The 26,086-nt window shown below is 58.9% G+C and carries 23 protein-coding genes; 10 read left to right on the top strand and 13 right to left on the bottom strand.

The window, feature by feature from the left end:
• The first annotated feature begins 9 nt into the window (after nucleotides 1-9).
• The 8 genes from gyrB to ID864_RS20245 all read left to right on the top strand — a co-directional run bounded on the left by gyrB (nucleotide 10) and on the right by ID864_RS20245 (nucleotide 10,297).
• On the top strand, nucleotides 10-2,418 hold the full coding sequence (gene gyrB / locus ID864_RS20280; protein ID WP_048917909.1) for a DNA topoisomerase (ATP-hydrolyzing) subunit B: 2,409 nt from the start codon (nucleotides 10-12) through the stop codon (nucleotides 2,416-2,418).
• A gap of 292 nt (nucleotides 2,419-2,710) precedes the next feature.
• Nucleotides 2,711-3,814, top strand: a complete 1,104-nt coding sequence (gene fic, locus ID864_RS20275) for a protein adenylyltransferase Fic (protein ID WP_048917908.1) — start codon at nucleotides 2,711-2,713, stop codon at nucleotides 3,812-3,814.
• A gap of 171 nt (nucleotides 3,815-3,985) precedes the next feature.
• The gene (gene rbsK / locus ID864_RS20270; RefSeq protein ID WP_062818523.1) at nucleotides 3,986-5,191 is read left to right on the top strand and encodes a ribokinase; all 1,206 of its coding nucleotides are present in this window, start codon (nucleotides 3,986-3,988) and stop codon (nucleotides 5,189-5,191) included.
• Nucleotides 5,192-5,234: 43 nt separating this feature from the next.
• A complete protein-coding gene (locus ID864_RS20265; RefSeq protein WP_099754512.1) occupies nucleotides 5,235-6,158 on the top strand; it encodes a dihydrodipicolinate synthase family protein in 924 nt (307 codons plus the stop codon).
• Between the two features lie 81 nt (nucleotides 6,159-6,239).
• Nucleotides 6,240-6,731: a YhcH/YjgK/YiaL family protein gene (locus ID864_RS20260; protein WP_099754513.1), complete on the top strand. Its 492-nt coding sequence runs from the start codon at nucleotides 6,240-6,242 to the stop codon at nucleotides 6,729-6,731.
• Nucleotides 6,728-8,032: an MFS transporter gene (locus ID864_RS20255; RefSeq protein ID WP_048917904.1), complete on the top strand. Its 1,305-nt coding sequence runs from the start codon at nucleotides 6,728-6,730 to the stop codon at nucleotides 8,030-8,032. The genes ID864_RS20260 and ID864_RS20255 overlap by 4 nt, the downstream gene beginning before the upstream one ends.
• A 91-nt stretch (nucleotides 8,033-8,123) precedes the next feature.
• On the top strand, nucleotides 8,124-8,933 hold the full coding sequence (gene yidA, locus ID864_RS20250) for a sugar-phosphatase (RefSeq protein ID WP_048917903.1): 810 nt from the start codon (nucleotides 8,124-8,126) through the stop codon (nucleotides 8,931-8,933).
• Nucleotides 8,934-9,037: 104 nt separating this feature from the next.
• The gene (locus tag ID864_RS20245) at nucleotides 9,038-10,297 is read left to right on the top strand and encodes a DUF3748 domain-containing protein (RefSeq protein WP_191150279.1); all 1,260 of its coding nucleotides are present in this window, start codon (nucleotides 9,038-9,040) and stop codon (nucleotides 10,295-10,297) included.
• On the opposite strand, the gene ID864_RS20240 is transcribed toward ID864_RS20245, so the two are convergent.
• The gene (locus tag ID864_RS20240) at nucleotides 10,275-10,685 is read right to left on the bottom strand and encodes a YceK/YidQ family lipoprotein (RefSeq protein WP_048917917.1); all 411 of its coding nucleotides are present in this window, start codon (nucleotides 10,683-10,685) and stop codon (nucleotides 10,275-10,277) included. The genes ID864_RS20245 and ID864_RS20240 overlap by 23 nt on opposite strands.
• A 302-nt stretch (nucleotides 10,686-10,987) precedes the next feature.
• Here ID864_RS20240 and ibpA point away from each other — a divergent pair, with 302 nt between their 5' ends.
• Nucleotides 10,988-11,410 carry a small heat shock chaperone IbpA gene (gene ibpA / locus ID864_RS20235; RefSeq protein WP_048917901.1) on the top strand — a complete coding sequence of 141 codons (423 nt, stop codon included), beginning with the start codon at nucleotides 10,988-10,990 and terminating at the stop codon, nucleotides 11,408-11,410.
• A 52-nt stretch (nucleotides 11,411-11,462) separates the two neighbouring features.
• On the opposite strand, the gene ID864_RS20230 is transcribed toward ibpA, so the two are convergent.
• The gene (locus ID864_RS20230) at nucleotides 11,463-12,713 is read right to left on the bottom strand and encodes a valine--pyruvate transaminase (protein ID WP_048917900.1); all 1,251 of its coding nucleotides are present in this window, start codon (nucleotides 12,711-12,713) and stop codon (nucleotides 11,463-11,465) included.
• 404 nt (nucleotides 12,714-13,117) lie between these two features.
• Between ID864_RS20230 and ID864_RS20225 the strand changes: the two genes are divergently transcribed.
• Nucleotides 13,118-14,326: an aldose 1-epimerase family protein gene (locus ID864_RS20225; protein WP_048917899.1), complete on the top strand. Its 1,209-nt coding sequence runs from the start codon at nucleotides 13,118-13,120 to the stop codon at nucleotides 14,324-14,326.
• A 48-nt stretch (nucleotides 14,327-14,374) separates the two neighbouring features.
• On the opposite strand, the gene ghrB is transcribed toward ID864_RS20225, so the two are convergent.
• The 11 genes from ghrB to ID864_RS20170 form a co-directional block, all read right to left on the bottom strand.
• Nucleotides 14,375-15,355 (bottom strand): glyoxylate/hydroxypyruvate reductase GhrB, encoded by a 981-nt coding sequence (ghrB, locus tag ID864_RS20220; protein ID WP_099754514.1) that lies wholly within the window; start codon nucleotides 15,353-15,355, stop codon nucleotides 14,375-14,377.
• 17 nt (nucleotides 15,356-15,372) lie between these two features.
• The gene (locus ID864_RS20215) at nucleotides 15,373-16,656 is read right to left on the bottom strand and encodes an MFS transporter (RefSeq protein ID WP_048917897.1); all 1,284 of its coding nucleotides are present in this window, start codon (nucleotides 16,654-16,656) and stop codon (nucleotides 15,373-15,375) included.
• Nucleotides 16,657-16,728: 72 nt separating this feature from the next.
• Nucleotides 16,729-17,682 (bottom strand): sugar kinase, encoded by a 954-nt coding sequence (locus ID864_RS20210; RefSeq protein ID WP_048917916.1) that lies wholly within the window; start codon nucleotides 17,680-17,682, stop codon nucleotides 16,729-16,731.
• A 3-nt stretch (nucleotides 17,683-17,685) separates the two neighbouring features.
• Nucleotides 17,686-18,435, bottom strand: a complete 750-nt coding sequence (locus tag ID864_RS20205) for a sugar phosphate isomerase/epimerase family protein (protein ID WP_048917896.1) — start codon at nucleotides 18,433-18,435, stop codon at nucleotides 17,686-17,688.
• A gap of 225 nt (nucleotides 18,436-18,660) precedes the next feature.
• Nucleotides 18,661-19,695, bottom strand: coding sequence for a LacI family DNA-binding transcriptional regulator (locus ID864_RS20200; RefSeq protein WP_048917895.1), 1,035 nt, complete (start codon nucleotides 19,693-19,695; stop codon nucleotides 18,661-18,663).
• 59 nt (nucleotides 19,696-19,754) lie between these two features.
• A complete protein-coding gene (locus ID864_RS20195; protein ID WP_099754745.1) occupies nucleotides 19,755-20,741 on the bottom strand; it encodes a LacI family DNA-binding transcriptional regulator in 987 nt (328 codons plus the stop codon).
• A gap of 122 nt (nucleotides 20,742-20,863) precedes the next feature.
• Nucleotides 20,864-21,529, bottom strand: coding sequence for an OmpA family lipoprotein (locus tag ID864_RS20190; RefSeq protein WP_099754746.1), 666 nt, complete (start codon nucleotides 21,527-21,529; stop codon nucleotides 20,864-20,866).
• 106 nt (nucleotides 21,530-21,635) lie between these two features.
• Complete coding sequence (locus ID864_RS20185) at nucleotides 21,636-22,217, bottom strand: DNA-3-methyladenine glycosylase I (RefSeq protein ID WP_048917893.1); 582 nt, start codon at nucleotides 22,215-22,217, stop codon at nucleotides 21,636-21,638.
• Nucleotides 22,218-22,254: 37 nt separating this feature from the next.
• Entirely contained in the window at nucleotides 22,255-24,093 is a 1,839-nt protein-coding gene (gene selB / locus ID864_RS20180; RefSeq protein ID WP_191150278.1) for a selenocysteine-specific translation elongation factor, read from the bottom strand.
• On the bottom strand, nucleotides 24,090-25,469 hold the full coding sequence (selA, locus tag ID864_RS20175; RefSeq protein WP_099754749.1) for an L-seryl-tRNA(Sec) selenium transferase: 1,380 nt from the start codon (nucleotides 25,467-25,469) through the stop codon (nucleotides 24,090-24,092). Before selA ends, selB begins: the two co-directional genes overlap by 4 nt.
• Nucleotides 25,470-25,472: 3 nt before the next feature.
• The gene (locus ID864_RS20170; protein ID WP_048917890.1) at nucleotides 25,473-26,084 is read right to left on the bottom strand and encodes a glutathione S-transferase; all 612 of its coding nucleotides are present in this window, start codon (nucleotides 26,082-26,084) and stop codon (nucleotides 25,473-25,475) included.
• Nucleotides 26,085-26,086: the final 2 nt, after the last annotated feature.

Here is a 26,086-nt window from a genome sequence, read left to right as displayed (position 1 = left end):
GAAAAGTTGATGTCGAATTCTTATGACTCCTCCAGTATCAAAGTTCTAAAAGGGCTCGATGCGGTACGCAAGCGCCCGGGTATGTATATCGGCGATACGGATGACGGCACCGGTCTGCATCACATGGTATTTGAGGTCGTGGATAACGCCATTGACGAAGCGCTCGCCGGTCACTGTAAAGACATTCTGGTTACCATTCATGCGGATAACTCTGTCTCCGTTGTCGATGATGGCCGTGGTATTCCAACCGGCATCCACGAAGAAGAGGGTATCTCTGCCGCTGAAGTGATCATGACCGTGCTGCACGCGGGCGGTAAGTTCGATGATAACTCATACAAAGTTTCCGGCGGCCTGCACGGCGTAGGGGTTTCCGTGGTTAACGCCCTGTCGGAAAAACTGGAGCTGACCATCCGCCGTGAAGGCAAAGTCCATCAGCAGATTTACGTGCACGGCGTGCCGCAGGCCCCGCTGAGCGTGACCGGTGAAACCGATCTGACCGGGACGCGCGTGCGTTTCTGGCCAAGCCATCAGACCTTTACCAACGTGGTCGAGTTCGAATACGAAATTCTGGCTAAGCGTCTGCGTGAGCTGTCGTTCCTGAACTCCGGCGTATCAATCAAGCTGGAAGACAAGCGTGACGGCAAGAACGACCATTACCACTACGAAGGTGGTATCAAGGCGTTCGTTGAGTATCTGAATAAGAACAAAACCCCGATCCACCCGAATGTGTTCTATTTCTCAACCGAGAAAGACGGCATTGGTGTGGAAGTGGCGCTGCAGTGGAACGACGGTTTCCAGGAAAACATCTACTGCTTTACCAACAACATCCCGCAGCGCGACGGCGGTACGCACCTGGCTGGCTTCCGCGCCGCCATGACCCGTACCCTGAACGCCTACATGGATAAAGAAGGCTACAGCAAGAAGGCCAAAGTGAGCGCCACCGGTGACGATGCGCGTGAAGGGCTGATTGCCGTGGTTTCGGTGAAAGTGCCGGACCCGAAATTCTCCTCTCAGACCAAAGATAAACTGGTCTCTTCCGAGGTGAAATCGGCGGTTGAGCAGCAGATGAACGAACTGCTGTCTGAATACCTGCTGGAAAACCCGGGCGATGCCAAAATCGTCGTGGGTAAAATTATTGACGCCGCGCGCGCGCGTGAAGCTGCACGCCGCGCGCGTGAGATGACCCGCCGTAAAGGCGCGCTCGACCTGGCAGGCCTGCCGGGCAAACTGGCCGACTGCCAGGAGCGTGACCCGGCGCTGTCCGAAATCTACCTGGTGGAAGGGGACTCTGCGGGCGGCTCTGCCAAGCAGGGGCGTAACCGTAAGAACCAGGCAATCCTGCCGCTGAAGGGTAAAATCCTCAACGTTGAGAAAGCCCGCTTCGACAAGATGCTGGCTTCTCAGGAAGTGGCAACGCTGATCACCGCGCTGGGCTGCGGCATTGGCCGTGACGAATACAACCCGGACAAGCTGCGCTATCACAGCATCATCATCATGACCGATGCGGACGTCGATGGTTCTCACATCCGTACGCTGCTGCTGACCTTCTTCTACCGCCAGATGCCGGAAATCATCGAGCGTGGCCACGTGTATATCGCTCAGCCACCGCTGTACAAGGTGAAGAAAGGCAAGCAGGAACAGTACATTAAAGACGATGAGGCGATGGACCAGTATCAGATCGCTATCGCGCTGGACGGGGCGACGCTGCACGCTAACGCCAGTGCGCCAGCGCTGGGCGGCAAGCCGCTGGAAGACCTGGTGTCTGAGTTCAACAGCACGCGCAAGATGATCAAACGTATGGAGCGCCGCTATCCGGTTGCCCTGCTTAATGCGCTGATCTACCACGCGACGCTGAGCGACCTGGCGGCGGAAGCGCCGGTGCAGGGCTGGCTGGATGGGCTGGTGAAGTATCTCAACGATAACGACCAGCACGGCAGCACCTTTAGCGGCCTGGTACGCGAAAACCGTGAGCTGCATATCTTCGAGCCGGTGCTGCGTATTAAAACGCACGGGGTTGATACCGATTATCCATTGGATACTGAGTTTATGCTCGGCGGCGAATACCGTAAAATCTGCGCCCTCGGTGAGAAACTGCGCGGCCTGATCGAAGAAGATGCCTTTATCGAGCGCGGCGAGCGCCGTCAGCCCATTGCCAGCTTCGAGCAGGCGATGGACTGGCTGGTGAAAGAGTCGCGCCGTGGCCTGTCGGTACAGCGTTATAAAGGTCTGGGCGAAATGAACCCGGATCAGCTGTGGGAAACCACCATGGATCCGGACAGCCGCCGTATGCTGCGCGTGACCATCAAAGACGCCGTGGCGGCCGACCAGCTGTTCACCACCCTGATGGGCGACGCGGTAGAACCACGCCGCGCCTTTATCGAAGAGAACGCCCTGCGCGCGGCGAACATCGATATCTGACAGAACAGGCCCGTCGTAGGGGGCGACCTTCTTTTCCGGTCGCCCCGCATTCGGTCACCTCGCAGCAAACAGCAGACTTTCGGGTCTGCTTTTTTTTCGTCTGCACTCTGCCTGTTATTTTTCTCATGTCGAAAAAAGAGGATAATTTCGACACGTTTGCTCTTCATGTTAAGCGCATCGACATATCGCATAAACGTGTCGAAAAAACAGAAGAATTTCGACACGTTCAGTTTTCATGTTAAGCGCAGCGACATATACTCAACACGTGTCGAAAAAAATGGATAATTTAAACATGATCTGGCAAGCCGACCGGCCTTTTAACCAACTTCCCCTTCTGCCGCCTGATGGTGAAGTGTTAGAAAACAGGGTGATCCTTAAAGCCTGTATTCGGGCGCGTGCTGCTTTGGCTGAGCTGAAGCAGGCTGGTGAGCTTTTGCCTAATCAGGGACTGCTGATTAATTTGCTGCCGCTGCTGGAAGCCAAAGACAGCTCGGAGATAGAGAATATTGTCACAACATCGGACAAGCTGTTTCAGTTTGCCGAAGAAGATGCGCGGGCAGATGCTGCTACGAAAGAGGCGCTTCGTTACCGCACCGCTCTCTACCAAGGGTTCATTGAATTAAAGCACCGGCCTCTCTGTATCAGTACCATGGTTCAGGTCTGTAGCACTATCAAGTCGGTGCAGATGGATATACGAAAAGTCCCGGGAACGATGCTGCGCAATTCTGCTACTCAGGAAATTATCTATACGCCGCCCGAAGGTGAGCAAATCATCCGCGCGTTACTGGCAAACTGGGAAACCTTTTTGCATCAGGAAGACGATATTGACCCCTTGATTAAAATGGCGGCGGCGCACTATCAGTTTGAGGCGATCCATCCCTTTGGAGATGGCAATGGCCGTACCGGGCGTATCATCAATATCCTGTACCTGATCGAGCAGGGGCTGTTGAGCTTACCGATTCTTTACCTTAGCCACTACATCGTCCGTAATAAGCAGGATTATTATCGCCTGCTGACTGGCGTTACTCAGCAGGGTGACTGGCAGCCATGGATCCTGTATATGCTGAAAGCAGTCGAATTAACAGCAATTTGGACGACGCAAAAAATTGCGGCAGCCAGATCGCTGATCGAGCATACGACCGACTATGTCCGTCAGCAGTTACCGAAAGTCTACAGCCATGAATTGGTGCAGATTATCTTTGAGCAGCCTTACTGCCGCATCAGTAATCTGGTTGAAAAAGAGATCGCTGGACGCCAGACGGCCTCAAGTTATCTGAAACAGTTGTGTGATATTGGTGTGTTAAGCGAAATCAGTGCAGGAAAGGAGAAGTTATTTGTTCATCCAAAGCTGGTGAAGTTAATGACCCAGGAAAGTAATCGTTTTAGCCATTATTAATGTCACTAAGCTGCCTGTCCGGGAGTGACATCGTCTCCGCTCTCGGATAGCGCTACCATTTCACCCTTTGGTTTCCCTTCCGTTTGCTTCCGTTTTTCCCCGCGCGCTATGACCGCTATCACTTTTAAACGTTTCGTGCTCCCTTAGTCTCTTAATGACAAAGAGGTGACTATGTATCTGGAACAGCGGCGTAACCACATTCTTGAGTATCTCGATCGTCATGAAACGCTGAGCGTCGCCTGGCTCGCCGGGACCTTTGCCGTATCGAAAGAGACGATTCGCAGCGATCTGGCCGCGCTGGCGGGGCTGGGATTGATTCAGCGCTGCCACGGCGGGGCGATGGTGTTACGCCGCAATCTGCAGGCCAGGTTGATTTCTGAGACCGGCGGCAACTTTGAAGTGCTGCTGCAGCGGCTGGAAAGCCAGCGCCTGAACGGGCAGCGCGGCAAGCGTAAAACCCAGGGGCGGGTGTGTATTCTCGGCTCGTTTAACGTCGATATCGTGGCGAAGGTCGCGCGCTTTCCCAGAGGCGGAGAATCGCTGCTGGCGCTTGGCAGTACGCTGGGTCCGGGTGGCAAAGGGGCCAATCAGGCGATGGCCGCCAGCCGTACCGGGGCGCGGGTGCACTTTGTCTCTAAAGTGGGTAAAGACCAGTTCAGCCAGTTTGCTTTCGATCACCTTTCGGCATCGGATATTCACTCCTTCAAGCTCTATCAGAGTGAAAGCGAGCCGACCGGCAATGCGATTATCTATGTGTCGCAGCAGGATGGCGAAAACATGATCGCCATCTACTCCGGCGCCAATCAGACGCTCACCGATGCCGAAGTGGCGGAGATGACGCACGAGCTGTCCGGCGCTGACGTATTGCTGCTACAGCTGGAGAACAACTTCTCCGCCACGCTCAACGCCATGAAGCTGGCCAATACGCTGGGCGTGCGGGTGATTATGAATCCGGCGCCGTTCTCGGACGATGTACTCAAATGCCTGCAGTATGTCGACGTGATCACCCCTAATGAAACTGAGGCATCGCTGCTCTCGGGGGTTGAGGTGACGGATCTGGAGAGCGCCAGAGAAGCGGCGCAGGCCATCGTGCGCCAGGGCGCGAAGCGGGTGATTATCACTATGAGCTCGCGCGGCGCGCTGATCCTCGATAACGGGCAGTTCCAGCATATTCCGGCATTTCCGGCGCTCAGCGTTGATACCACTGGCGCGGGCGATGCCTTTAACGGCGCCTTCGCCGCCGCGCTGGCAAGCGGACAGACCATTGCGCAGGCGGCCACTTACGCCGCGGCGTTTGCTTCACTGGCGGTGGAGCGTGAAGGGGCCAGCAATATGCCCGATCACCCCCAGGTGGTTGCGCGACTGGCGCAGCGCTGAACCGCCCTATTTTCAGGCAGTACGCTGCCATCAGGAGAACAAGATGAAGAAGATTGAAGGTATTGTCCCGGTGATGTTGACGCCGTTTACCCCTGATAACCAGATCGACTATCCGGGCCTCGAACGTTTAATTGACTGGTATCTGACGCAGGGCGTTGATGCGCTGTTTGCCGTCTGCCAGTCGAGCGAAATGCAGTTCCTGTCGCTGCAGGAGCGCGTATCCCTTGCGGAATTTGTGGTCGGCAAAGTGCAGGGCCGCGTACCGGTGATTGCCTCCGGCCATATCAGCGATGCGCTTGACGCGCAGATCGAAGAGCTGAACGCGATGGCCGCCACCGGCATCGATGCGCTGGTGCTGGTGACCAACCATCTTGACCCGAAAAACGAGGGCAGCGAGGTATTCTTCTCCACGCTGAACGCGCTGCTGGAAGCCCTGCCAGCCAGCATGCCGCTTGGCCTTTACGAGTGCCCGGCCCCGTATCGCCGCCTGCTGAGCGACGAAGAGTTCAGCTTCTGCGCCAACAGCGGCCGCTTCGTGGTGCTGAAAGATGTCAGCTGCGACCTGCCGACCGTGCAGCGCCGCGTGAAGCTGGCAGAGGGCACGCCGTTCAATATCATCAACGCCAACGCGGCGATCGCCTGGCCCGCTATCCAGGCAGGCTCGAAAGGCTTTAGCGGTGTGTTTACCAACTTCCACCCGGAGCTATATCACTGGCTGTATCACCACGGGGCAGAGCAGCCGGAAAAAGCCCAGGAGCTGTCGCTGTTCCTGTCGCTGTCCGCGGTCACGGAGACGCTGGGCTACCCGAAAAATGCCAAAATTTATCATCAGCATCTGGGCACTTTCAGCAGCGAGTTCTGCCGCGTGAACAAAGATAACGTGCTGGAAAAATTCTGGGGCCTCGGCGTGCTGCTGGATCAAATCCAGCAGGGCACCACGCTGTGGCAGAAGAAAATCGCGGGCTAGCTGTTCGCGCCGGGCAGCGCTACCAGGGGCTGCCCGCTGTACCCACACCCGCCAAACAAATAACAATACGGGACAACGACCATGATTTTTTGCGATCGCAACGACTGGGCGAGGGAACGTCATACCCTGCACCCGGTGATTAACCAGGCTTTGGAATGGATTGCCGCCACGGATTTTGCCGCGCTGGAACCGGGAAAATTCGACATCCTGCCGGATAATAAGATGTTCTGCCTCTATCAGACCATGGCAACCGAACCGGCCAGCGCCCGCCGCGCCGAGTCACATTTTAACTATGTTGATATTCAGTATCTGCTGTCCGGTGAAGAGAGCATCGGCGTGGCGCGCGCGCACCCAAGCCATGTGGTCGTCGAAGACGACGCCGAACAGCGCGATATCGTGTTCTACCATCAGACCCACAATGAATCGATGATTGCGCTGGAAGCGGATACCTTTGTGGTGCTGTTTCCCCATGATGTTCATCGCCCCTGTTGCCAGACCCACGGTGTTTCCCGCATCCGCAAAGCGGTAATCAAAATTCACCTGAGCCTGTTTACTGACGAGACATCATCATGAAAGAGACCTCTGTAGCCGCAACCTCCTCCGTGCAGCCGCTGGCCGCCAACCCGCCGCAGATCTCTCGCCTGCGCTGGGGCATTATCCTTATTCTGCTGCTGGCAGCGGTGGTTAACTATCTGGATCGCGCCAACCTCAGCATCGCCAACACCACCATTGCCGCCGAGTTTGGCTTCTCGCAGACCGAAATGGGGCTGCTGCTGTCGGCCTTCCTCTGGCCGTATGCGCTGGCCAACCTGCCGGCGGGCTGGCTGGTGGATAAGTTCGGCCCGAAACGCATGTTCTCCTGGGCGCTGGGGCTGTGGTCCGGCTTCACTTTCCTCGCCGCTTTTGTCAACAGCTACTCGGTGTTTTATGGCCTGCGTATGCTGCTGGGGATTTCCGAATCGCCGTTCTTTACCTCCGGCATTAAAATCACCCACCGCTGGTTTGGCGACAAAGAGCGCGGCCTGCCAACCTCAATCATCAATACCGGTTCGCAGATCGCGAACGCCATCGCCCCGCCAATCCTGACCGTGCTGCTGCTGAGCTTTGGCTGGCGCGGGATGTTTATGGCAATCGGCCTGATGGGGCTCCCACTGCTGCTGGCGTGGTGGAAGTTTTACCGCGATCCGGATGCGCGTGAAGATGCGCTGATCCATGCCGGGCACCGCAGCGTCACGGCCGCCGGGGAAAAAGTGGTTAAAACCAGCTGGGGCGCGCTGTTTAAGCACCGCACCACGTGGTTTATGGTGATCGGTAACTTCTCCATCATGTTTACCATCTGGGTGTATCTCACCTGGCTGCCAAGCTATCTGGAAAAATCGCTCGGCTTCAGCCTGAAGCAGACCGGCTGGATTGCCTCGATTCCCTTCTTTGCCGGGATCCTCGGCGTGCTGGTGGGCGGAATGCTGTCCGATAAGCTGGTGCGAGGCGGCATGAAAGCCATCCACGCGCGTAAGATCCCCATCGTTGCGGGTGCGGCGCTGGCAGCCTGCTTTGTCGCCCCGATCCCGTTCGTCGACAGTACCCCGCTGGCGATTACCCTGCTGTCGCTGGGCTACTTCTGCTCGCAGATGCCACAGGGGGCTATCTGGACGCTGGCGACCGACATCGCGCCGAAGGATCAGGTGGCGTCACTCGGGGCGATTCAGAACTTTGGCGGCTTCCTTGGCGCCGCAATGGCACCGATTGTCACCGGGGTGATTCTGGATATGACCGGAAAATTCACCAACGTGTTCCTGCTCGGGGCCGGGCTGCTGATGCTGGGTGCGATCAGCTACGGTTTCTTTGTTAATAAACCGCTGGCAGCGCAGCGCTGATGGATGCGTGCCGTTCAGCGCGTAATCAGGCTGGTGATCATTAGCTGAATCGCGCTAGCATGGGAACAAACTGTTGGCTAACGAGGATGGTATGGCGATAAAACTGATTGCGATTGATATGGACGGCACGTTACTGAATCCACAGCACCAGATCACCCCTGGCGTGAAGCAGGCCATTCAGGCGGCGCGCGATAACGGCGTGGCGATTGTCCTGGCGACCGGGCGCCCGTTTGTTGGCGTGCAGAATTACCTGACGGAGCTGGATTTACAGCAGCCCGGGCAGTACTGCATCACCAACAACGGCGCACTGGTTCAAAAGGCGGAAAGCGGTGAATGCGTGGCGGAAGTGGCGCTGCATTTCGATGATTATCTCTACTTCGAAAAGCTGGCGCGCGAGCTGGGCGTGCATTTCCAGGCGCTGACCAAAACCGAGCTGTTCACGCCAAATAAGGATATCAGCGAGTATACCGTTCATGAGGCGTGGCTGACCGGAATCCCGCTGCGCCAGCGCGACGTCGCTGAAATGGACCGCAGCCTGAGCTTCCCGAAAGTGATGATGATCGACCCGCCAGAACTGCTGGATGCGGCGATTAAGAAGATCCCGCAGGAAGCGTACGATCGCTACACCATCATGAAAAGCTCGCCTTACTACCTCGAAATCCTTGATAAAAGCGTCAATAAAGGGTCGGGCGTTAAAGCGCTGGCGGAGCTGCTGGGGCTGAAGCGTGAAGAGGTGATGGCCATCGGCGACCAGGAGAATGACCTGGCGATGCTGGAATATGCCGGCACCGGCGTGGCGATGGGCAACGGCATTGAGAAAGTGAAGGCGATGGCGCAGTTTGTCACCCGGCCTAACTTTGAAGATGGCGTGGCCCACGCGATTGAGAAGTTCGTACTGTAGCCTGCCTGACCCCGTCAGACGGCGGATATTCTTCATCCGCCGTATCCACTATCCTTAGTTATCGGTGGCGGGGATCCTCCCCGCCCCCCTATCAGCGGCCCCCTATGAAAGAAATACAACTCACCTTCGCTGCGCGCCACCACCAGCTGACCAATATCAATGTCTGGACCGCGGACAGCCAGTGGCTGGTGTACGACGTGCGCCCTTCCGGTGCGTCATTTACCGGCCTGACCATTGAGCGGGTTAACGTCAGCAGCGGTGAGACCGAGGTGCTATATCAGGCGCGCGACGGTGCGCACGTTGGCGTGGTAACCGCCAGCCCGGATCTGCCCCCGCGCTATGTCTGCATTCACGGCCCCGAGCACCCGGACAGCCAGTGGAAGTATGATTTTCATCATCGGCGCGGGGTGATCGTTCAGCACGGGGTGGCGGAAAATCTTGATGCCTGCGATATCACCCCGCCGTTTACCGCCGGGGCGCTGCGCGGCGGCTCGCACGTGCACGTGTTCAGCCCGGATGGTTCACGCCTGAGCTTTACCTATAACGACCACGTGATGCATGAGCTGGACGTGAAGCAGGACCTGCGCAATGTGGGCGTGGCGGTGCCGCTGCATGCGGTCTGCCCGCCAAAAAACCATCCGCGTGAATATGACGGCAGCCACTACTGCGTGCTGGTGAGCCGCACCACCGTTCAGCCGCTGCCGGGCAGTGATGAAATCAACCGCGCCTATGAAGAGGGCTGGGTGGGGAACCTGGGGTATCAGCGCGCCGACGGTAGCCGTCAGCGCTGGGCGCTGGCCTTTATTGGCGATACCGTCGCGCCAGGCGGCGAGAAAGTGGCCGAGGTGTTTATTGTCGATCTGCCGGAAAACAGTACCGACTATGCGCTGGCCGGGGACGCGCCGCTGGAAGGCACCGCATACAGCCTGCCAGCGCCACCACGCGGCGTAAAACAGCGGCGCCTGACCTTTACCCGCCGTGGCCTGGCCAGCACCCCGCGCCACTGGCTGCGTAGCTCGCCGGACGGCAGCGCGATTGCTTTTCTGATGGCGGACGAGGCGGATGTGGTGCAGCTGTGGACCGTTTCCCCACTGGGGGGCGAGCCGCGGCAGGTGACGCACGGTCATCACAGCATTCAGTCGGCGTTCAGCTGGCACCCAAATGGGCAGCAGCTGGCATTTGTCTGCGATAACAGCGTGATGATTTGCCAGCTTGCCAGCGGAGCAGTGCGGCGCATTACCGCACGCAGCGAAATCCCGCCGGTAGCCGATGCGGTGGTGTTCTCGCCGGACGGTGAGTCAGTCGCCTATTTACGGGACGGCAACCCGTGGCGGCAGATATTTATCGCGCGGGTGCGTGGCTAGCGCCGCTGGCGGGTGACGGTGCGGCATCGTGGGAGGACGACATGGGGGCCATGGTTTCGTTCATGATGGCATCGGTATGATTGGCCTGCTCGCTGCGCAGCACGCGCGCGCGCGGGGAGTCATCTTCCCCTTTGTCGCCGGAGCGGTAATAGTCCATCGGCAGCAGCAGCGTATCCAGCACCGCCGAGAATGGCAGATCGATAGCGGCCAGCGGTTTCATCACCCAGCCGCTGTTTTTATCGACGATTGTCTCTGCGCTGGCGCGCGTACCGGGGTAGTAACCCTCGTAAGGCGCGGAGTGCATCATCACGCTGGAGCAGCCGCTGGTATTCACCAGCGAAACGCAGGCAACAAAACCGGCAATATGGCACTTCTTCAATGCATTCATCATTAATATCCCTTGTTATGGCAAGCCTGCTGAGACTTGTCGCCGGCGTGCGTCAAAGCATTGTCCACTCTGTGGTGGCTGGCACCGTGGTCCGGCAAACTCATCCCTGAGTGTATGACATTCACTGCTTTCCGGTTAAAAAAATCGCATTTTCCCCTTGAAAGCATCGCGTCTGTCACCATTTTACTCTTACGGTCAGTGAAGCCTGCGCCGACAGGGCAGCGTTTTCTGAACCGGCGGTCCGTCCAATGTGGAGGATCGACTTTGTTAATCACATCTCGCTGACTATCAGGAGCTGCAACATGCGTAATTTTGACCTTGCCCCACTGTACCGTTCATCCATTGGCTTTGACCGTCTGATCAACCTGCTGGAATCCAGCCAGGGTCAGAGCAACAACAATGGCGGCTACCCTCCGTACAATGTGGAGCTGGTGGCAGAAAACAACTACCGAATTACCATTGCCGTGGCGGGCTTCGCGGAAAGCGAACTGGAGATCACCTCCCACGACAACCTGCTCAGCGTGCGCGGTTCGCACCCGGAAGAGCAGCAGGAACGCACCTATCTCTATCAGGGCATTGCCGAGCGCAACTTCGAGCGTAAATTCCAGCTGGCCGAGCACGTACACGTGCGTGATGCCAAACTGGAAAATGGCCTGCTGTATATCGACCTTGAGCGCGTGGTGCCAGAAGCCAATAAACCGCGCCGTATCGAAATCATGAAATAAAATGCTGACGGGCCGCCAGCTGGCGGCCCTTGTTTTATCCTCTTTTCCGGCGTTAGCCTTCGCGGTGCGCCCGCTCGACCTCTTCCGTCAGAATCGCAATTCCGCGCTCAATCTTCTCGCTGTCCGGCACATAGTTCATGCGCATGCACTGATGCGTATGCGGCCACGCCTGCTCCAGCCCCGGGAAGAAGAAGTGCCCCGGCACCATCAGCACGCCGCGCTGTTTTAAACGCTGGTACAGCACTTCGGTGGTGATCGGCAGGTCTTTGAACCACAGCCAGAGGAAAATCGCCCCCTCCGGTTTATGGATCAGGCAGCGATCGGGGGATAAATAGCGGCGAATAACGGCGATTGTCTGGTTAACCCGCTGCTGGTAGAACGGCTTAATCACCTCTTCTGACAGCCGCAGCAGATCGCCGCGCTGGATCATCTCATTAGCGATCGCCGGGCCAATGCTGCCGGGTGCCAGGCTGATAATGCCGTTCATATTGCTGATGGCGGAGATCACTTTCTCATCGGCAATAATGATGCCGCAGCGCGACCCCGGCAGGCCGAGCTTGGACAGGCTCATGCACAGAATAATGTTCGGGTTCCACAGCGGGCGCGCCTCGCTGAAGATAATACCCGGGAACGGCACGCCATAAGCGTTATCGATCAGCAGCGGGATCTGATGCTGCTGCGCCAGCGCATCCAGCTTCAGCAGCTCCTCATCGGTGATGACATTGCCGGTCGGGTTGGTCGGGCGCGATACGCAGATCAGCCCGGTATCGTCGCCGATATGCAGGTGTTCAAAATCGACGTGATACTTAAACTGCCCTTCCGGCAGCAGTTCGATATTCGGGCGCGTGGAGACAAACAGGTCTTCATCCAGTCCGGCATCGGCATAGCCAAGGTATTCAGGGGCCAGAGGGAACAGCACGCGTTTCTTACTGCCGTCGGCGCGGCGGCCAGCGTACAGGTTAAACAGATAGAAGAAGGCGCTCTGGCTACCGTTGGTCAGGGCGATATTTTCGGGGGCGATCTGCCAGCCCAGCTCATCGCGCAGCAGCCGGGAGAGTGAATCCAGCAGGGTGCTTTTACCGCGTGGGCCGTCGTAGTTACACAGCGCTTCCGCCAGCTTGCCTTCGTCGTGCATCTGCTGCAGCAGCTGCTGGAAATAGTCGTTCATCGCCGGGATCTGCGCGGGATTACCGCCGCCGAGCATCACCGTCCCCGGCGTGCGTAAACCTTCGCCCATATCTTCCATCAGACGAGAGATGCCCGAATGACGCGTAAATTTGTCACCAAATGCCGAAAAGCTCATACCCTGTTAATCACTTGTTAGTCCTCAGGAGGACCACCTTAACGTCAGCAGCCGGATGAATGCAATGCTGCGGCGGCAGAATCGCATTTGTCTGATTGTGCCAGCCTGCCTGGCCCCTAATCAGGAGGGCGAGCGGTGTAGGGTCGGGGCAGACCCCACTTGCAGAGGGCGAGCAGCACCCCATAGCTGAATCGTTTTTTACATCCCGCTCAATCTTCCGCTAAACATCACATTTATTTATGTAATTAATCATGAGTCATCATTTTTACGTGACCACTATCGCGTTTAGTGGAGCAAAAACAGCTTAAAAGTCAGTCGGTGATGGTTGTCACGTTTTTATCTGCCGGTGATTTGTAGTCTGGACCCGCATAAAGCTAAATCAATTCAGCTAAAGGGATAAAGAGATGAAAAAAAGCGTTCTGGCAGGGTGTGTGTTGGCGATTCTTAGCGGTCAGGCTGCGGCGCAAAGCTGGCTGCTGACGGATGCTGAAAGCGGGACAGAAAAGGGCAACTGGCAAATCAGCAGCCAGCAGCTGAAGCTGGCAGGCGAGAGTTTCAGCATCGAGCAAAAGGTGTTGCACGGCGGCAAGCAGGAGGGCTCCAAAGTGCTGACGCTGACCAGTAAAAACGGGCTGACCATTGCACTCAGCCCGACGCGCGGTATGGATCTGCTGCACGTCAGCGGCCACGGCGTGCGCCTGGGCTGGGACTCTCCGGTGCAGGAAGTGGTCAACCCGGCCTATATCAACCTGGAGAGCCGTAACGGGCTGGGCTGGCTGGAAGGATTCAACGAGATGATGGTGCGCTGCGGCTTTGAGTGGACCGGGCACCCGGTAACCAAAGACGGGGTGATCTACACGCTGCACGGCAAGGCAGGCAACACCCCAGCGTCGAAAGTTGAAGTGATGGTTGATGATAAAGCCCCGCATGAAATTCGCATTCGCGGGCTGCTGAAAGAGGTCACCTTCAAGAAGGCGAAACTCGAAACCTGGACCGAGCTGCGTTACGTGCCGGGCTCGGACTCATTCACCGTGCATGATGTGCTGACCAATGAGGCAGACTATCCGCACGACTATCAGATTATCTACCACAGTAACTTCGGCACGCCGATCCTGGAAAAAGACGCGCGCTTTATCGCCCCGCTGAAATCAGTATCGCCTTTTAACGACTACGCCAAAAAAGGGCTGGATGGCTGGAACGTTTATGGCGCGCCGACCAAAGATTTCGACGAGATGGTGTTTAACCTGCAGCCCAAAGCGGACAGCAATGGCAAAACCGTGGCGGCGGTGATTAACAGCAAGGGCGACAAGGGGGCCGCGATTGAGTTTGATACCCGCCAGCTGCCGCTGCTGACCATGTGGAAGAACACCGACACCCTGAAGCAGGGTTATGTCACCGGGATTGAGCCGGGCACCAACTATGCTTATCCGGTAACAATCGAGAAAGAGCAGGGAAGAGTGAAACAGCTGCAGCCGGGGCAGAGCACCGAATTTACGCTGACCTATTCCCTACTGAAGGACGCCAGCGCGGTGCAGAAGGTTGAACAGCGCGTGAAGCAGATCCAGGGGGATGACACAGTAGAGATTAACCAAACGCCGATCGCGACGGAGTAACCCTCCCCGTGGTAGGGGCGGGGCATGCCCCGCCCGTTTTGGCGTGCCTCAGCCCAGGGACAATATCTGTGGATTAACGCAGTTCTTCTCCACCTTGCCGGTTAACGCGGCAATCAGGTTATCTACCGCGTCCTTCGCCATACCGTAGCGGGTCTCATGGGTCGCGGAGCCGATATGCGGCAGCGCCACCACGTTGCGCAGCTGCAGCAGCTCTGAGCTGACCGGCAGCGGCTCCCGCTCAAACACGTCCAGCCCGGCAGCGTGGATCGTGCCATCTTTCAATGCGTCGATCAGCGCCTGCTCATCGACCACCGGGCCGCGCCCGGCGTTAATCAACACCGCGCTTTTCTTCATCTTCGCCAGCTGCTCACGCCCGATCAGGTGATGGGTCTGCCCGGTCAGCGGCAGGCTGATGCAGAGGAAGTCTGACTCGGCCAGCAGCGTATCCAGGTCGCAGTACTGCGCGTCAAAGCGCTGCTCGGCTTCTTCATGATGCTTACGCGCGTTATACAGGATCGGCATGCCGAAACCGAGGTGCGCACGCTGCGCCAGCGCCAGACCGATGCGGCCCATGCCCAGAATGCCGAGCTTTTTGTGGTGGACATCAATGCCGAACCACTCAGGGCCGAAACTGCCCTGCCATTCGCCCGCCTTCACGCGTTCCGCCATTTCGACCACGCGGCGTGCGGAGCTGAGCACCAGCGCCATCATGGTATCGGCCACCGTTTCGGTCAGCACCGTCGGGGTGTGCATCAGCAGCACTTTGCGGTCGTTGAGCGCGGCGACGTCAAAGTTGTCATAACCGACCGAGACGCTGGAGGCGGCACGCAGCTTCGGCGCGTGCTGTAGAAACTCCGCATCCACTTTGCCGCCGGAGCCGAGGATCCCCTCGGCGTGACGGAAGGCGTCGGCATGTTGCGCGAGGGTTTCCGGGGTTAAGCCGTTGATTTCGGTCACGCTGAAATGTTCATCCAGCTTTGCACGCAGGTCTTCAGGCAACGATTTATACAGCACCACAGAAGGTTTCATTCATTTCTCCAAAAGCATTAAGCGTGTTTAGCGCCGTCGGGCAGCGGCTGTTGCTTGTTGCGCGCCGGTTTTACGGCCAGCGTCAGCCAGACGGAAATCAGTAATGCCGCGCCCATAAAGATATAGGACGCGGACGGGCTGCCGGTGGCACCGTTCAGGTAACCGACCACCCACGAGCCGAGGAACGAGCCCAGGGCGCCCATCGCATTGATCAGGGCCATCGCGCCGCCGGCGACATTACGCGGCAGCATTTCCGGGATAATGGCAAAGAACGGGCCATAAGGCGCATACATCGCCGCCCCGGCGATCACTAGCAGGGCATAAGAGAGCCAGAAGTTGCCAGGCCCCACCAAATATGAACCTAAAAACGCCAGCGCACCAATCAGCAGCAACGGCCAGACAAACAGTTTGCGGTTTTGTAACTTATCGGAGGCCCAGGAGACGACGATCATCGCAATGGTTGCGGCCAGATAGGGAACCGCCGACAGCCAGCCCGCTTCGACCATGCCCATGCCGGTGCCGTTACGCAAAATAGATGGCAGCCACAGCACGAAGCCGTAAACGCCGATGCTCCAGGTAAAGTACTGCGCGCAGAGGAGAATAACGTTGCGCGACTTAAAGGCTTCAGCATAGTTGCGTACCGCCTTCAGGTTCTCCTGCTCTTTCTGCAGCTGCGCCTGGAGCGCGGCTTTCTCCGCGTCGCTCAGCCATTTGGCCTGCGCGGGTTTATCCTGCACCAGGAACCACCAGGCGACTGCCCAGATCACCGCCGGGAAGCCTTCAATAATAAACATTTCACGCCAGCCGAAGGCGTCGATCAGATAGCCGGAGACCACCGACATCCACAGTACGGTGACCGGATTACCGAGGATCAGGAAGGTATTGGCGCGCGAGCGTTCGGATTTGGTAAACCAGTTACTGATGTAAATCAGCATCGCCGGCATCACCGCCGCCTCTACCACACCCAGCGTAAAGCGGATCGCCGCCAGCATCGGGATATTGCTCACCAGCCCGGTCAGCGTGGCGCAGATGCCCCACAGGATCAGGCACCAGAACACCAGCTTTTTCACGCTGCGCCGCTCGGCATAGATGGCGCCGGGGATCTGGAAGAAGAAGTAGCCGAGGAAGAACAGCGCACCCAGCAGGGATGATACCCCCTTGGTGATGCCGAGGTCTTCGTTGATCCCCGCTGCGGAAGCAAAACTGAAGTTTGCACGGTCCAGATACGCCAGGCTGTAGGTGATAAACACGATGGGCATGATGTACCACCAGCGTTTTGGCGCGATTGTCTGATTGCTCATAGTTCTGTCCTCGGTGTCCGCATTCTGTTGTAGGGCGATGCGGTTTTGTTATGTTTCGGTCAGTGGCAACAGCTAGAAATCACCCAGCGTGGCGCGCGTGGGTAACCCTTCGCTGTCGCCCGATACCTGGATTGCCAGAGAACCGATTTTATTACCGCGCAGGATCGCGGCGGGTAACGATTTTCCTTCCAGCAGGGCGCTGATCACTCCGACGGCAAAACCGTCGCCAGCGCCGACGGTATCCACCACGTTATCCGTCAGCACCGCCGCAATCTGGCCCTTTTCACCTGCTGCCGTTTTATACCAGGCGCCATCGCTGCCGGTTTTGATCACCACCGCCTGCACGCCCATTGCCAGATAGAAATCGGCAATCGCTTCCGGCTGCTGATAGCCGGTCAGGATCTGTCCCTCTTTAATACCGGGCAGTACCCAGTCGGCGTACTGCGCCAGGCCGTTCAGCTGCTTAATCATCTCGGCTTCGCTCGACCACAGCACCGGGCGCAGGTTCGGGTCGAAGGAGATGGTTTTACCCAGCGCCTTCATTTCGCGTGCCGCATGCTGTGACAGCGCCAGCGAGCTGTCGGAAATGGCCGCCGCCACGCCGCTCAGATGCAGATGGCGTGCGCTGGCAAAGTAGTCGCGATCAAAATCGGCGGGCGAGAGATGGCTGGCCGCCGAGCCTTTACGAAAGTATTCAACCAGCGGATCGGAGCCATCGTCCACGCGGGATTTCATCTGGAAACCGGTAGGATAACGCGGGTCGCAGGTGACCTGACGGCGGTCGACGCCCTCCAGATCGAGCTGCTGACAGGTGAAGCGGCCAAACGAGTCGTCACCAATGCGGCTGACCCAGCCTACGTTCAGACCGAGGCGCGCCAGGCCAATCGCCACGTTAAGTTCGGCGCCGGCAATGCGTTTGCTGAACTGCGTCACGCCTGCCAGATCGCCGCATTCGCTGGCGACAAACATCGCCATGGCCTCACCGATGGTCACGGCATCCAGCGTGGGGTGGGTTTGAGCGGTCATCATTTACTCCTCGCGCAGCAGGTCAACATAGTGGCGGGTAACGGCCACCAGGTCGGCCCCTTCCAGCGGAAACTCAATGGCCCGCGGCACGTCGGCAGGTAAAAGAGCCAGCGTCTCGCGCCACAGATTATCGGCATCATCCAGCGCCACCGCGCGCCAGCTGTCTCCGTCGGGCACGGCGGCCTTAACGTGGATATAGCTGACATAGCGGCTCAGGCGTTCGGCTGCCTGCAGCGGCTGGTCGCCAACCCACAGCCAGTTGCCCATATCGAAAGTCATGCCGTTGCAGGTGCGGCTCTCGCCGCAGGCGTGAAAGAATTGGTCCAGCGCGTGCAGTTTACCGCAGGCGGTTTGGTCGTTCTCCACCACCAGATGGACCTTTTTTCCCGCCAGCTTGCCGCGCAGGACGCTGCAGTCAAAGCCGGTCTGATAGTGGCCCAGAGAATATTTTAGTAGCTGCGCGTTAAGCTGTTCCGCCTCGTTGAAATGACCATCGAGGTTGGGGTTAAGCGAACCGTCCGCCATAAACAGCGCTTCCGGCACCGAGTAGGTCGCCATCAGGCGGCTGGCCGCGATCGCGTCGGCTAACTCAGGCAGCGCTGACAGCTGCTGCGCGTTGAACAGCTCGCGGCGGATCTCCACGCCATCGGCCCCGGCGGCGGCAATAATCGGCAGCAGCGCCTGCTGCCCGCCCAGCTCATCTATTTTCTCTCGGCCGTAGGCGGCGGTCACTACAATCACTTCTCTTTTCATCTTTCCTCCGGCATTACTGCGGACCTTTGCGCCCGACTTGATAAAAAAACGTTAGTTGGAACCGGTTCCAAAAGATAGCGGCAGAAGTGGAATTTATGATCGCGCTCACGATGTGAACAATTTCTGGCGGGGAAAGCTCTTAAAAATGGCAGGTGGCGGGAAGGGCAAGCAATGAACAAAAAATCCTGTTCCCGCTATAGGGAACAGGCAAGCCTGTAACGCTGTTTATCCTGAAACGGCCAGCTTCTGCGTCGACCCGCGCACAATCAGTTCACCGCTAAATACCTGCTCGTGCATCGGTGCTTCATCGCCCTCAATGCGTTTCAGCACCTGCTCCAGCGCGGCGTAGCCCATTTGCCAGGTGGGCTGCTTGAGGGTAGTGATGCCGACGCCGGCCAGCTCTGCCCACTCCAGTTCGTCAAAGCCCAACAGGCCAAGCTGCTGACCCCAGTTGAGATTGAGCCGGCGCAGGGCGCGGGCAACCTGCAGCGTCAGTGCGCCATTGACCACCATCACTGCGCACGGGGCGTGCTGATGGCGCTGGTAAAAGTCGCTCAGCACCTGCTCCAGCTTTTCACCGTCGCCAAGCGGCACCTCGGCATGTTCAGCGACCCGCTCCGGCTGCTGCGCCATGCGCTGATGGAATGCATGCACGCGCTCGAGGCGGGTATTCACCAGCCCCAGCGGTTCGCTGATAAACAGCAGGGCGCGATAGCCCTGCGTCAGCAAGTGGTCGGTGGCCTGAAGTGCCGCCGCCGGGTTATCCAGCCCGATCACATCGCAGTCGAAATCGGGGATTTTACGGTCAATCAGTACCATGGGCAGCAGCGACTGCTGCAGCTGATTGAGCGCCTCTTCGCGCATGCCGACGGCGTTCACCACCACCCCCTCTACCTGATAGCTGCTGAGCAGGTTGAGGTAGTGCTGCTCCAGGTCCACTTCGTTGTTGGTATTACACATCAGCAGGGTAAAACCGTGCGCGCGGCAGGCGGCTTCGATGCCGCTCAGCACGTTAACCGAGTAGGGGTTGGTGATATCCGCAATGATCAGGCCAATCAGCCGCGTGCGCCCGCGCTTCAGGCCGCGTGCCATCTGGCTGGGGCGATAGTTAAGCTCGGCGATGGCCGTTTCGATACGGGTTTTCAGCTCGGCGGACAGCGCGTTTAGCTCGCCGTTGAGATAGCGGGAAACGCTGGTTTTGCCGACGTTCGCGGCTTTGGCGACATCGCTGATGGTGGCTTTGGCGGCCTTACGGTTCATGATGGTCCCTGGCGGTGAATATTGCGCGAGACTATCACACCTGCTGCGTTACGCCAGCATCAGGGCAATTTCAGTTCGGGCTGCCACAGCACCTGAAGCGTTGTCACCTCTTCGCCCTGCATCAGCCGCAGCACCATTTCCGCCACCTGCTGACCGACGTCGAGGCGTGTAGCCTGCGCAATGCTGGCAACCGGTTCGGCAATCACCGAATCGCCGGGCAGCCCGTCATACACCATCAGCTCAATGCGCTGCGGGCCGGTCAGCCGCCCGGCTTCACGCAGTGCAATCGCCGCGCCGTCGCCCAGCATATTACAGTCGGCGACGATCGCCTGCGGCGGCTCTGACTGTGCCAGCAGCGTTTGAGTCAGGCGATAGCCTTCACGGCGGTTAGGCTCGGCCTGCCAGCAGCTATCGCGCGCCAGCCCGTGCTGCTCCAGCGCGTCGAGAAACCCCTGGCGGCGCTGGCTGACGAAGGTTTGATCGTGGTGGCTGCCGAGCCATGCAAGCCGCTGCAGCCCCTGCGCGGCATAGTGCGCCACGGCCAGCTGCGGGCCGGCGTAATTATCAAAATCGAACCAGGCATAGGGGGTGTCGAGCTGGCTGCGGCCAAGCGCAAGAAAGGGAAAGTGCAGCTGCTGTAGCTTCACCAGACGGCTGTCATGGCGGGTGGTGTGCGCGACAATCAGGGCGTCAACGCAGTGCGTGCGCAGCATACGCTGCATGCCGCGATGGTCGTCATGGGTATCATCGGCGATGATTAACAGGTCGATATCGGCGCGGGCCAGCGACTGGGCTATCGCCCCCATCATCTCGACAAAGCTGGCATCGTTAAACGGCAGCGGAGCGACGGGAAACAGCAAACCGACCGCGTTGCTGCGCCCGGTTTTCAGGCGCCGCGCGACGGCATTGGGGCGATATCCGCGCCGTCTGGCTTCCTGTTGAATGCGCAGCCGGGTCTCTTCCGCGACGTCGTCATAGCCGTTGAGGGCACGGCTGACGGTGGTGACGGAGAGGCCCAGCGCGTGAGCGATCGCTTTCAGGGACATGTTTGCAGGCGTGATCAATTTTTGCGCAGGGTAGCACAATTTGCTGTAGCTCACTATCGCACGGCGTAATAATTGCGGGTGAGACTTGATCGCCCCGCCAGGGTCAGGCGGGGCCAGGAAGATTACTGCAGCGGGCTGAGGGTGATCTCAACGCGGCGGTTTTGCGCTTTCCCTTCTGCGCTGCTGTTTGAGGCAATCGGGTTGTCCGGCCCCATTCCGCTGGTGCGCACGCGGTTAGCGGCGACGCCCTGGGTGATCAGGGCGCTGCCCACGCCGTCGGCGCGCTGCTGAGACAGGGTCATGTTCAGCTGGCGGCTGCCGCTGCTGTCGGTATAACCGATCACATTAACCGCCGTTTTTGGATACTCTTTCAGCACCATCGCCACGCCGCTCAGGGTATTGGCCCCGGCCGGTTTCAGCGTGCTGCTGCTGGAGTCAAAGGTAACGTTATTCGGCATGTTCAGCACGATATTGTCACCGTTGCGCGTCACGCTGACCCCCGTGCCCTTCATCTTGTCGCGCAGTTTGGCTTCCTGCACGTCCATGTAGTAACCGGCTCCGCCACCCAGCGCCGCACCGGCTGCCGCGCCAATCAGCGCGCCCTTACCGCGATCTTTCTTCGAAGAGGAGATCATGCCAACACCGGCACCCAGAGCCGCACCAAGGCCTGCGCCGATACCGGATTTACCTGCTTCGCGCTCGCCAGTGTAAGGATTGGTGGTACAGCCGGCCAGGGCAAGAGTGCCGCTCAGCACCAGGGCGATAGTGACTACACTTTTCTTATTCATGGGGGTTCCCTCTCATTGCAGCGCTCAGACAAAATCTTGCCTGAAATGAATAACTAAACAGGGCGATTATGCCGCTGAAATGTGAGGGAAATACGTAGGCTTATTCTCAATTTGTAACGCAAGGCGACTTTTTGTGGTCAGGGTGACAGAAACAGTCGGTCATATGTTCATTAATCAGCCCACAGGCCTGCATAAATGAGTAACAGGTGGTCGTACCAACGAATTTAAAGCCGCGTTTTTTTAGCGCTTTTGACATGGCATCTGAGGTCGGGCTGGTGGTGGGGGCACTGCGGTAGTCACTGAAACGCGTTATTTGCGGCTGATGTTCGACGAAGTTCCAGATAAACGTATTAAACGGCTCGCCGTTGGCTTCCATCGCCAGTACGGCGCGGGCGTTAGCGATAATTGCGTTGATTTTACCGCGATGGCGGATAATGCCGCTCTCCTGCATCAGCCGTTCAATATCGTCCTCATCCATCTGCGCCACGCGCTCAACATCAAAATGGTGAAACAGGCGGCGATAGTTTTCGCGTTTTTTCAGGACGGTAAACCACGACAGCCCGGCGACCTGGCCCTCTAGACAGATCATCTCGAACAGCTCCCGGGTTTGCGTCAGCGGCACGCCCCATTCACTGTCGTGATAGGCGATGTATAACGGATCCTCAGATACCCAGCCACAGCGTTGCATAACCCTCATCCCTTTTACTGTTTATATAACCAGCATATTAGCGAAACATCTGGCCGTCGCGCAACAGGTGTTCGTTGCCTTTGCGCCGGGTAAAACCGCAGCGGTCAAAAAACTCCAGAATCTGCACTGCCAGCTTACGCCCCACGCCGAGCCTGTCGCGGAAGTCCGCGGCGCTGGTGCTCAGAGCGGATGCCGCACGTTCGCGGATGATATCGGCAAAGCGCACAATCTGCGGCTGGGCGAAGTAGCGGTCTTTAACAATGGCGACGATCTCCCCGCCCTGTGCGGCCTTGCGCAGCAGCTGGCGCATTGGCGCTTCCTCACAGCCAGCCTGGGCCGCAAGGTCGCGCACCCACCAGGCCTGGTCGCCAAACAGTGGCCGCACCTGCTGCCAGAGCGCGTCCTCCCGGTCATCAAAACCTATCTCAAAATCAGGCAGGTGCAGCCAGCCATGATTGTTGCGCAGCGCCTGCTTATCCAGCAGCGTAGCAATAAGCGCCAGCACCAGCGATTCCGGCAGGTTGGGTAGCGCAATGCGCCGCAGGCGGTCGCGGCCGATACCGGGGCGGTCGTCGTGCTCGTTATGGTAGTTTTCCAGCGCGACCAGCAGCTCGGTCTGCCATTGGCGCGCATCTTTTTGCGGCAGCAGATAGTCCCCGGCAATGTCAGGCGCCACAGCAGTCAGCACCTCAGAGAGGGCGCCGGGGGAGAGCTGCAGCAGCCATTCAAGCTCTTCCGCCGTGCGCGGGCGCTGCTCCAGCAGCAGGGTGACTTTTTCCACCGCGCTATCGGCGTTTTCCAGCTGTTTTAGCCAGCGGATAAACGCCGGCTGTTGTTTACCGCGTTTTGGCGGCGTCAGCAGCAGCACTCTTGCTGCCCCAAGGGTTTCGCGGGCGCTGATATCGCGCAGGATAAGCCGGTCTTTGTCGGTCAGCCACAGCGGCTTGTCGAGCAGCAGCTCGGCGAGGTTATCCTGCAGCAGCGAGATGCGGCCGGTGATGTGGCTGGCAGCGTGATGCAGGTGCAGCGGCTGTCCCTGACGCAGAGCATGATGCAGCGTCAGGGCGACCAGTAGCCGATCGCACGGCTGCGCGGGCGCGTCGCTCAGCAGCCAGTCGCCGCGGGTGACGCGCTCTTTTTCAACGCCGCCGCTGAGATTGAGCGCGATGCGCTGGCCCGCCTGCGCCCGCTCGGTTGGCTGGTTCTGAGCGTGCAGCCCGCGCACCCGCACCGCTTTGTTCATCCCGCTTAGCCACAGGGCATCACCGACGCTGACGCTGCCGCAGAGGGCGGTGCCGGTCACCACCACGCCCGCGCCTTTGACGTTGAAAACCCGGTCGATGGCGAGGCGGAAGCGGCGGCCTGTTTCCAGCGTGCGTGCCGGTAGCTGGCGCAGATGGTCGCTGAGTTCGCTTATCCCAGCCTGGCTGTGAATGCTGGTGCTGAACAGCGCGATCTGCTGCCAGCCAAGCTGCTGCGTCAGCTGGCGGATCTGCTGCTCCACCCCGGCGCGCCGGGCATCATCAACGCTGTCACACTTGGTGATGGCGACGGTCAGCGCAGGCTGACCGCTGAGCTGTAAAATAGCCAGATGCTCGCGGGTTTGCGGCATCACGCCATCGTCGGCGGCGACCACCAGCAGGGCGCGATCGATACCGCCAATGCCGCTCAGCATATTGGCGAGGAATTTTTCATGGCCCGGTACGTCAATAAAACCGATAACCTGCCCGTCGGGCTGCGGCCAGTAGGCGTAGCCGAGGTCGATCGTCATGCCGCGCACTTTCTCTTCCGGCAGGCGGTCAGCGTTGATGCCGGTGATCGCCTGTAACAGCGACGTTTTGCCGTGATCGACGTGGCCAGCGGTGGCAATAATCATGCGGATACCATCCTGATAAACAGTGCCTCATCTTCCAGCGCGCGCAGGTCAAACCACAGGCGCCCCTGATAAATCCGCCCAATAAGCGGCACCTCGCCCGCACGTAAGCGCGCCGCCAGCGCCAGCAGGGTGCTACCGCTGCCATCGCGCGGGGTCAGCGTCAGCGCGCTGCTCGGCAGGCGCTCCACCGGCAGTGAACCGCTGCCGGGCTGCGAATGGCACGGCTCGGCCGCCACGACAAAATGTGCCCCGAGCGCGCGGGTCACGGCGGGCAGCAGGCGTGCGGCCTGGGCGGCAATCTCCCGCGCCGTGCGCGTCAGCAGCCGCAGCGTCGGTAGCTCGCGCGTCAGCATTTCGGGATGCAGGTAGAGCTGCAGCGTGGCTTCCAGCGCTGCCAGGGTCATTTTATCAACGCGTAAAGCGCGCTTCAGCGGGTGCTGCTGCAGGCGTGCAATCAGCGCTTTTTTTCCGACGATAATTCCGGCCTGCGGGCCGCCCAGCAGCTTGTCACCGGAGAAGCTCACCAGGCTGACGCCCGCGGCAATCAGCTGCTGAGGCATCGGCTCGGGCGGCAGCCCATAGGCGTCGAGGTCGATCAGCGAGCCGCTGCCGAGATCGCTGATGACCGGCAGGCCCAGCTCATTGCCCAGCTGCACCAGTTCGGCTTCGCTGACCGCTTTGGTGAACCCCTGCACCTGATAGTTGCTGGTGTGCACCTTCATCAGCAGGGCGCTCTCTGCGCTGACGGCCTGGCGGTAGTCTTTCAGATGGGTGCGGTTGGTGGTGCCGACTTCATGCAGCGTGCAGCCTGCCTGAGTCATCACATCGGGAATGCGAAACGATCCGCCAATCTCCACCAGCTCACCGCGCGATACCACCACCTCTTTGTCGGCGGCCAGCGCGGCCAGCATCAGCAGTACCGCTGCCGCATTGTTATTCACAATGCAGGCGTCTTCCGCCCCGGTCAGGCGGCACAGCAGGTCGGCTACTGCCCGATCGCGATGGCCGCGCTGCGCCTCATCCAGCGCGTACTCCAGCGTGACCGGGGAGCGCATCGCCCGGCAGACGGCACTCACTGCCGCTTCTGCCAGCTGGGCACGCCCGAGGTTGGTATGCAGGAGAGTGCCGCTAAGATTCAACACCGGCTGCAGGCCGCTGGCGTGCGTCTGCTGCAGCTGCTGTGCGGCATGCTGCGCCCAGTCGCTGCACCAGGCGGGCAAGTGTTGATGTTGCTGGATCGCATCGCGGGCCTGCTGTTGCAGCTGGCGCAGCAGATCGACCAGCTGACGGTGACCCCATCTGTCACTGAGTGCCTGAAACGCCGGCTGGCGCAACAGGCTGTCGATGGCGGGAAGTTGACTGAACAATTTTTTCATCGGCTAGTTTGCTGGCGGCTCCGTGCGGGCAAAGCTGTCGCGTTTGAACAGCGTTTCGGCCAGCTTCACCAGCTGCGGGCGGTTGACGCACCAGTCTGGCGCCACGCGGCGAAAGTTGAGGTAGCCGAGCGTACAGGCGGTAGCGATATCGGCCAGCGTGATGTCCGGGCCGTTCAGCCACTTACCCTCTGCGGCGGCGGCTTCCAGCGCGTCCAGCCCGCGGCGGATCTTATCGCGCTGGCGCAGCATTTCGCTTTCCGACTGCTGCGCCGGATCTTTTTGCAGCTCGCGCACGATCAGCAGGCCGGCATCGCAGATGCCATCGGCCAGCGTTTCCAGCAGGCGCACTTCGAGCTGGTCGCGCGGGTCGACCGGCAGAAAAGCGGGCGCCTGATGCTGAAGTTCCAGAAAGGCAGCAATAATCGACGAGTTGTACCAGGTTTCATGCTCATCGACGATCAGCGCCGGGACTTTACCCAGCGGCGTGTAGTCTTTGACGCGGCTGCTGTCGTGCCACGGCGACTCGTTAATAAATTCGAAGGTGATGCCTTTCTCCAGCAGCATCACCGAAATTTTACGCACAAACGGGCTGGTGTAATTGCCGATCAGCTTCATGG

The sequence above is a fragment of the Erwinia aphidicola genome, assembly GCF_014773485.1.
GTDB lineage: Bacteria > Pseudomonadota > Gammaproteobacteria > Enterobacterales > Enterobacteriaceae > Erwinia > Erwinia aphidicola.
Note: the sequence above shows the minus strand (reverse complement) of the source record. Positions and strands in the feature narration are given on the sequence as shown.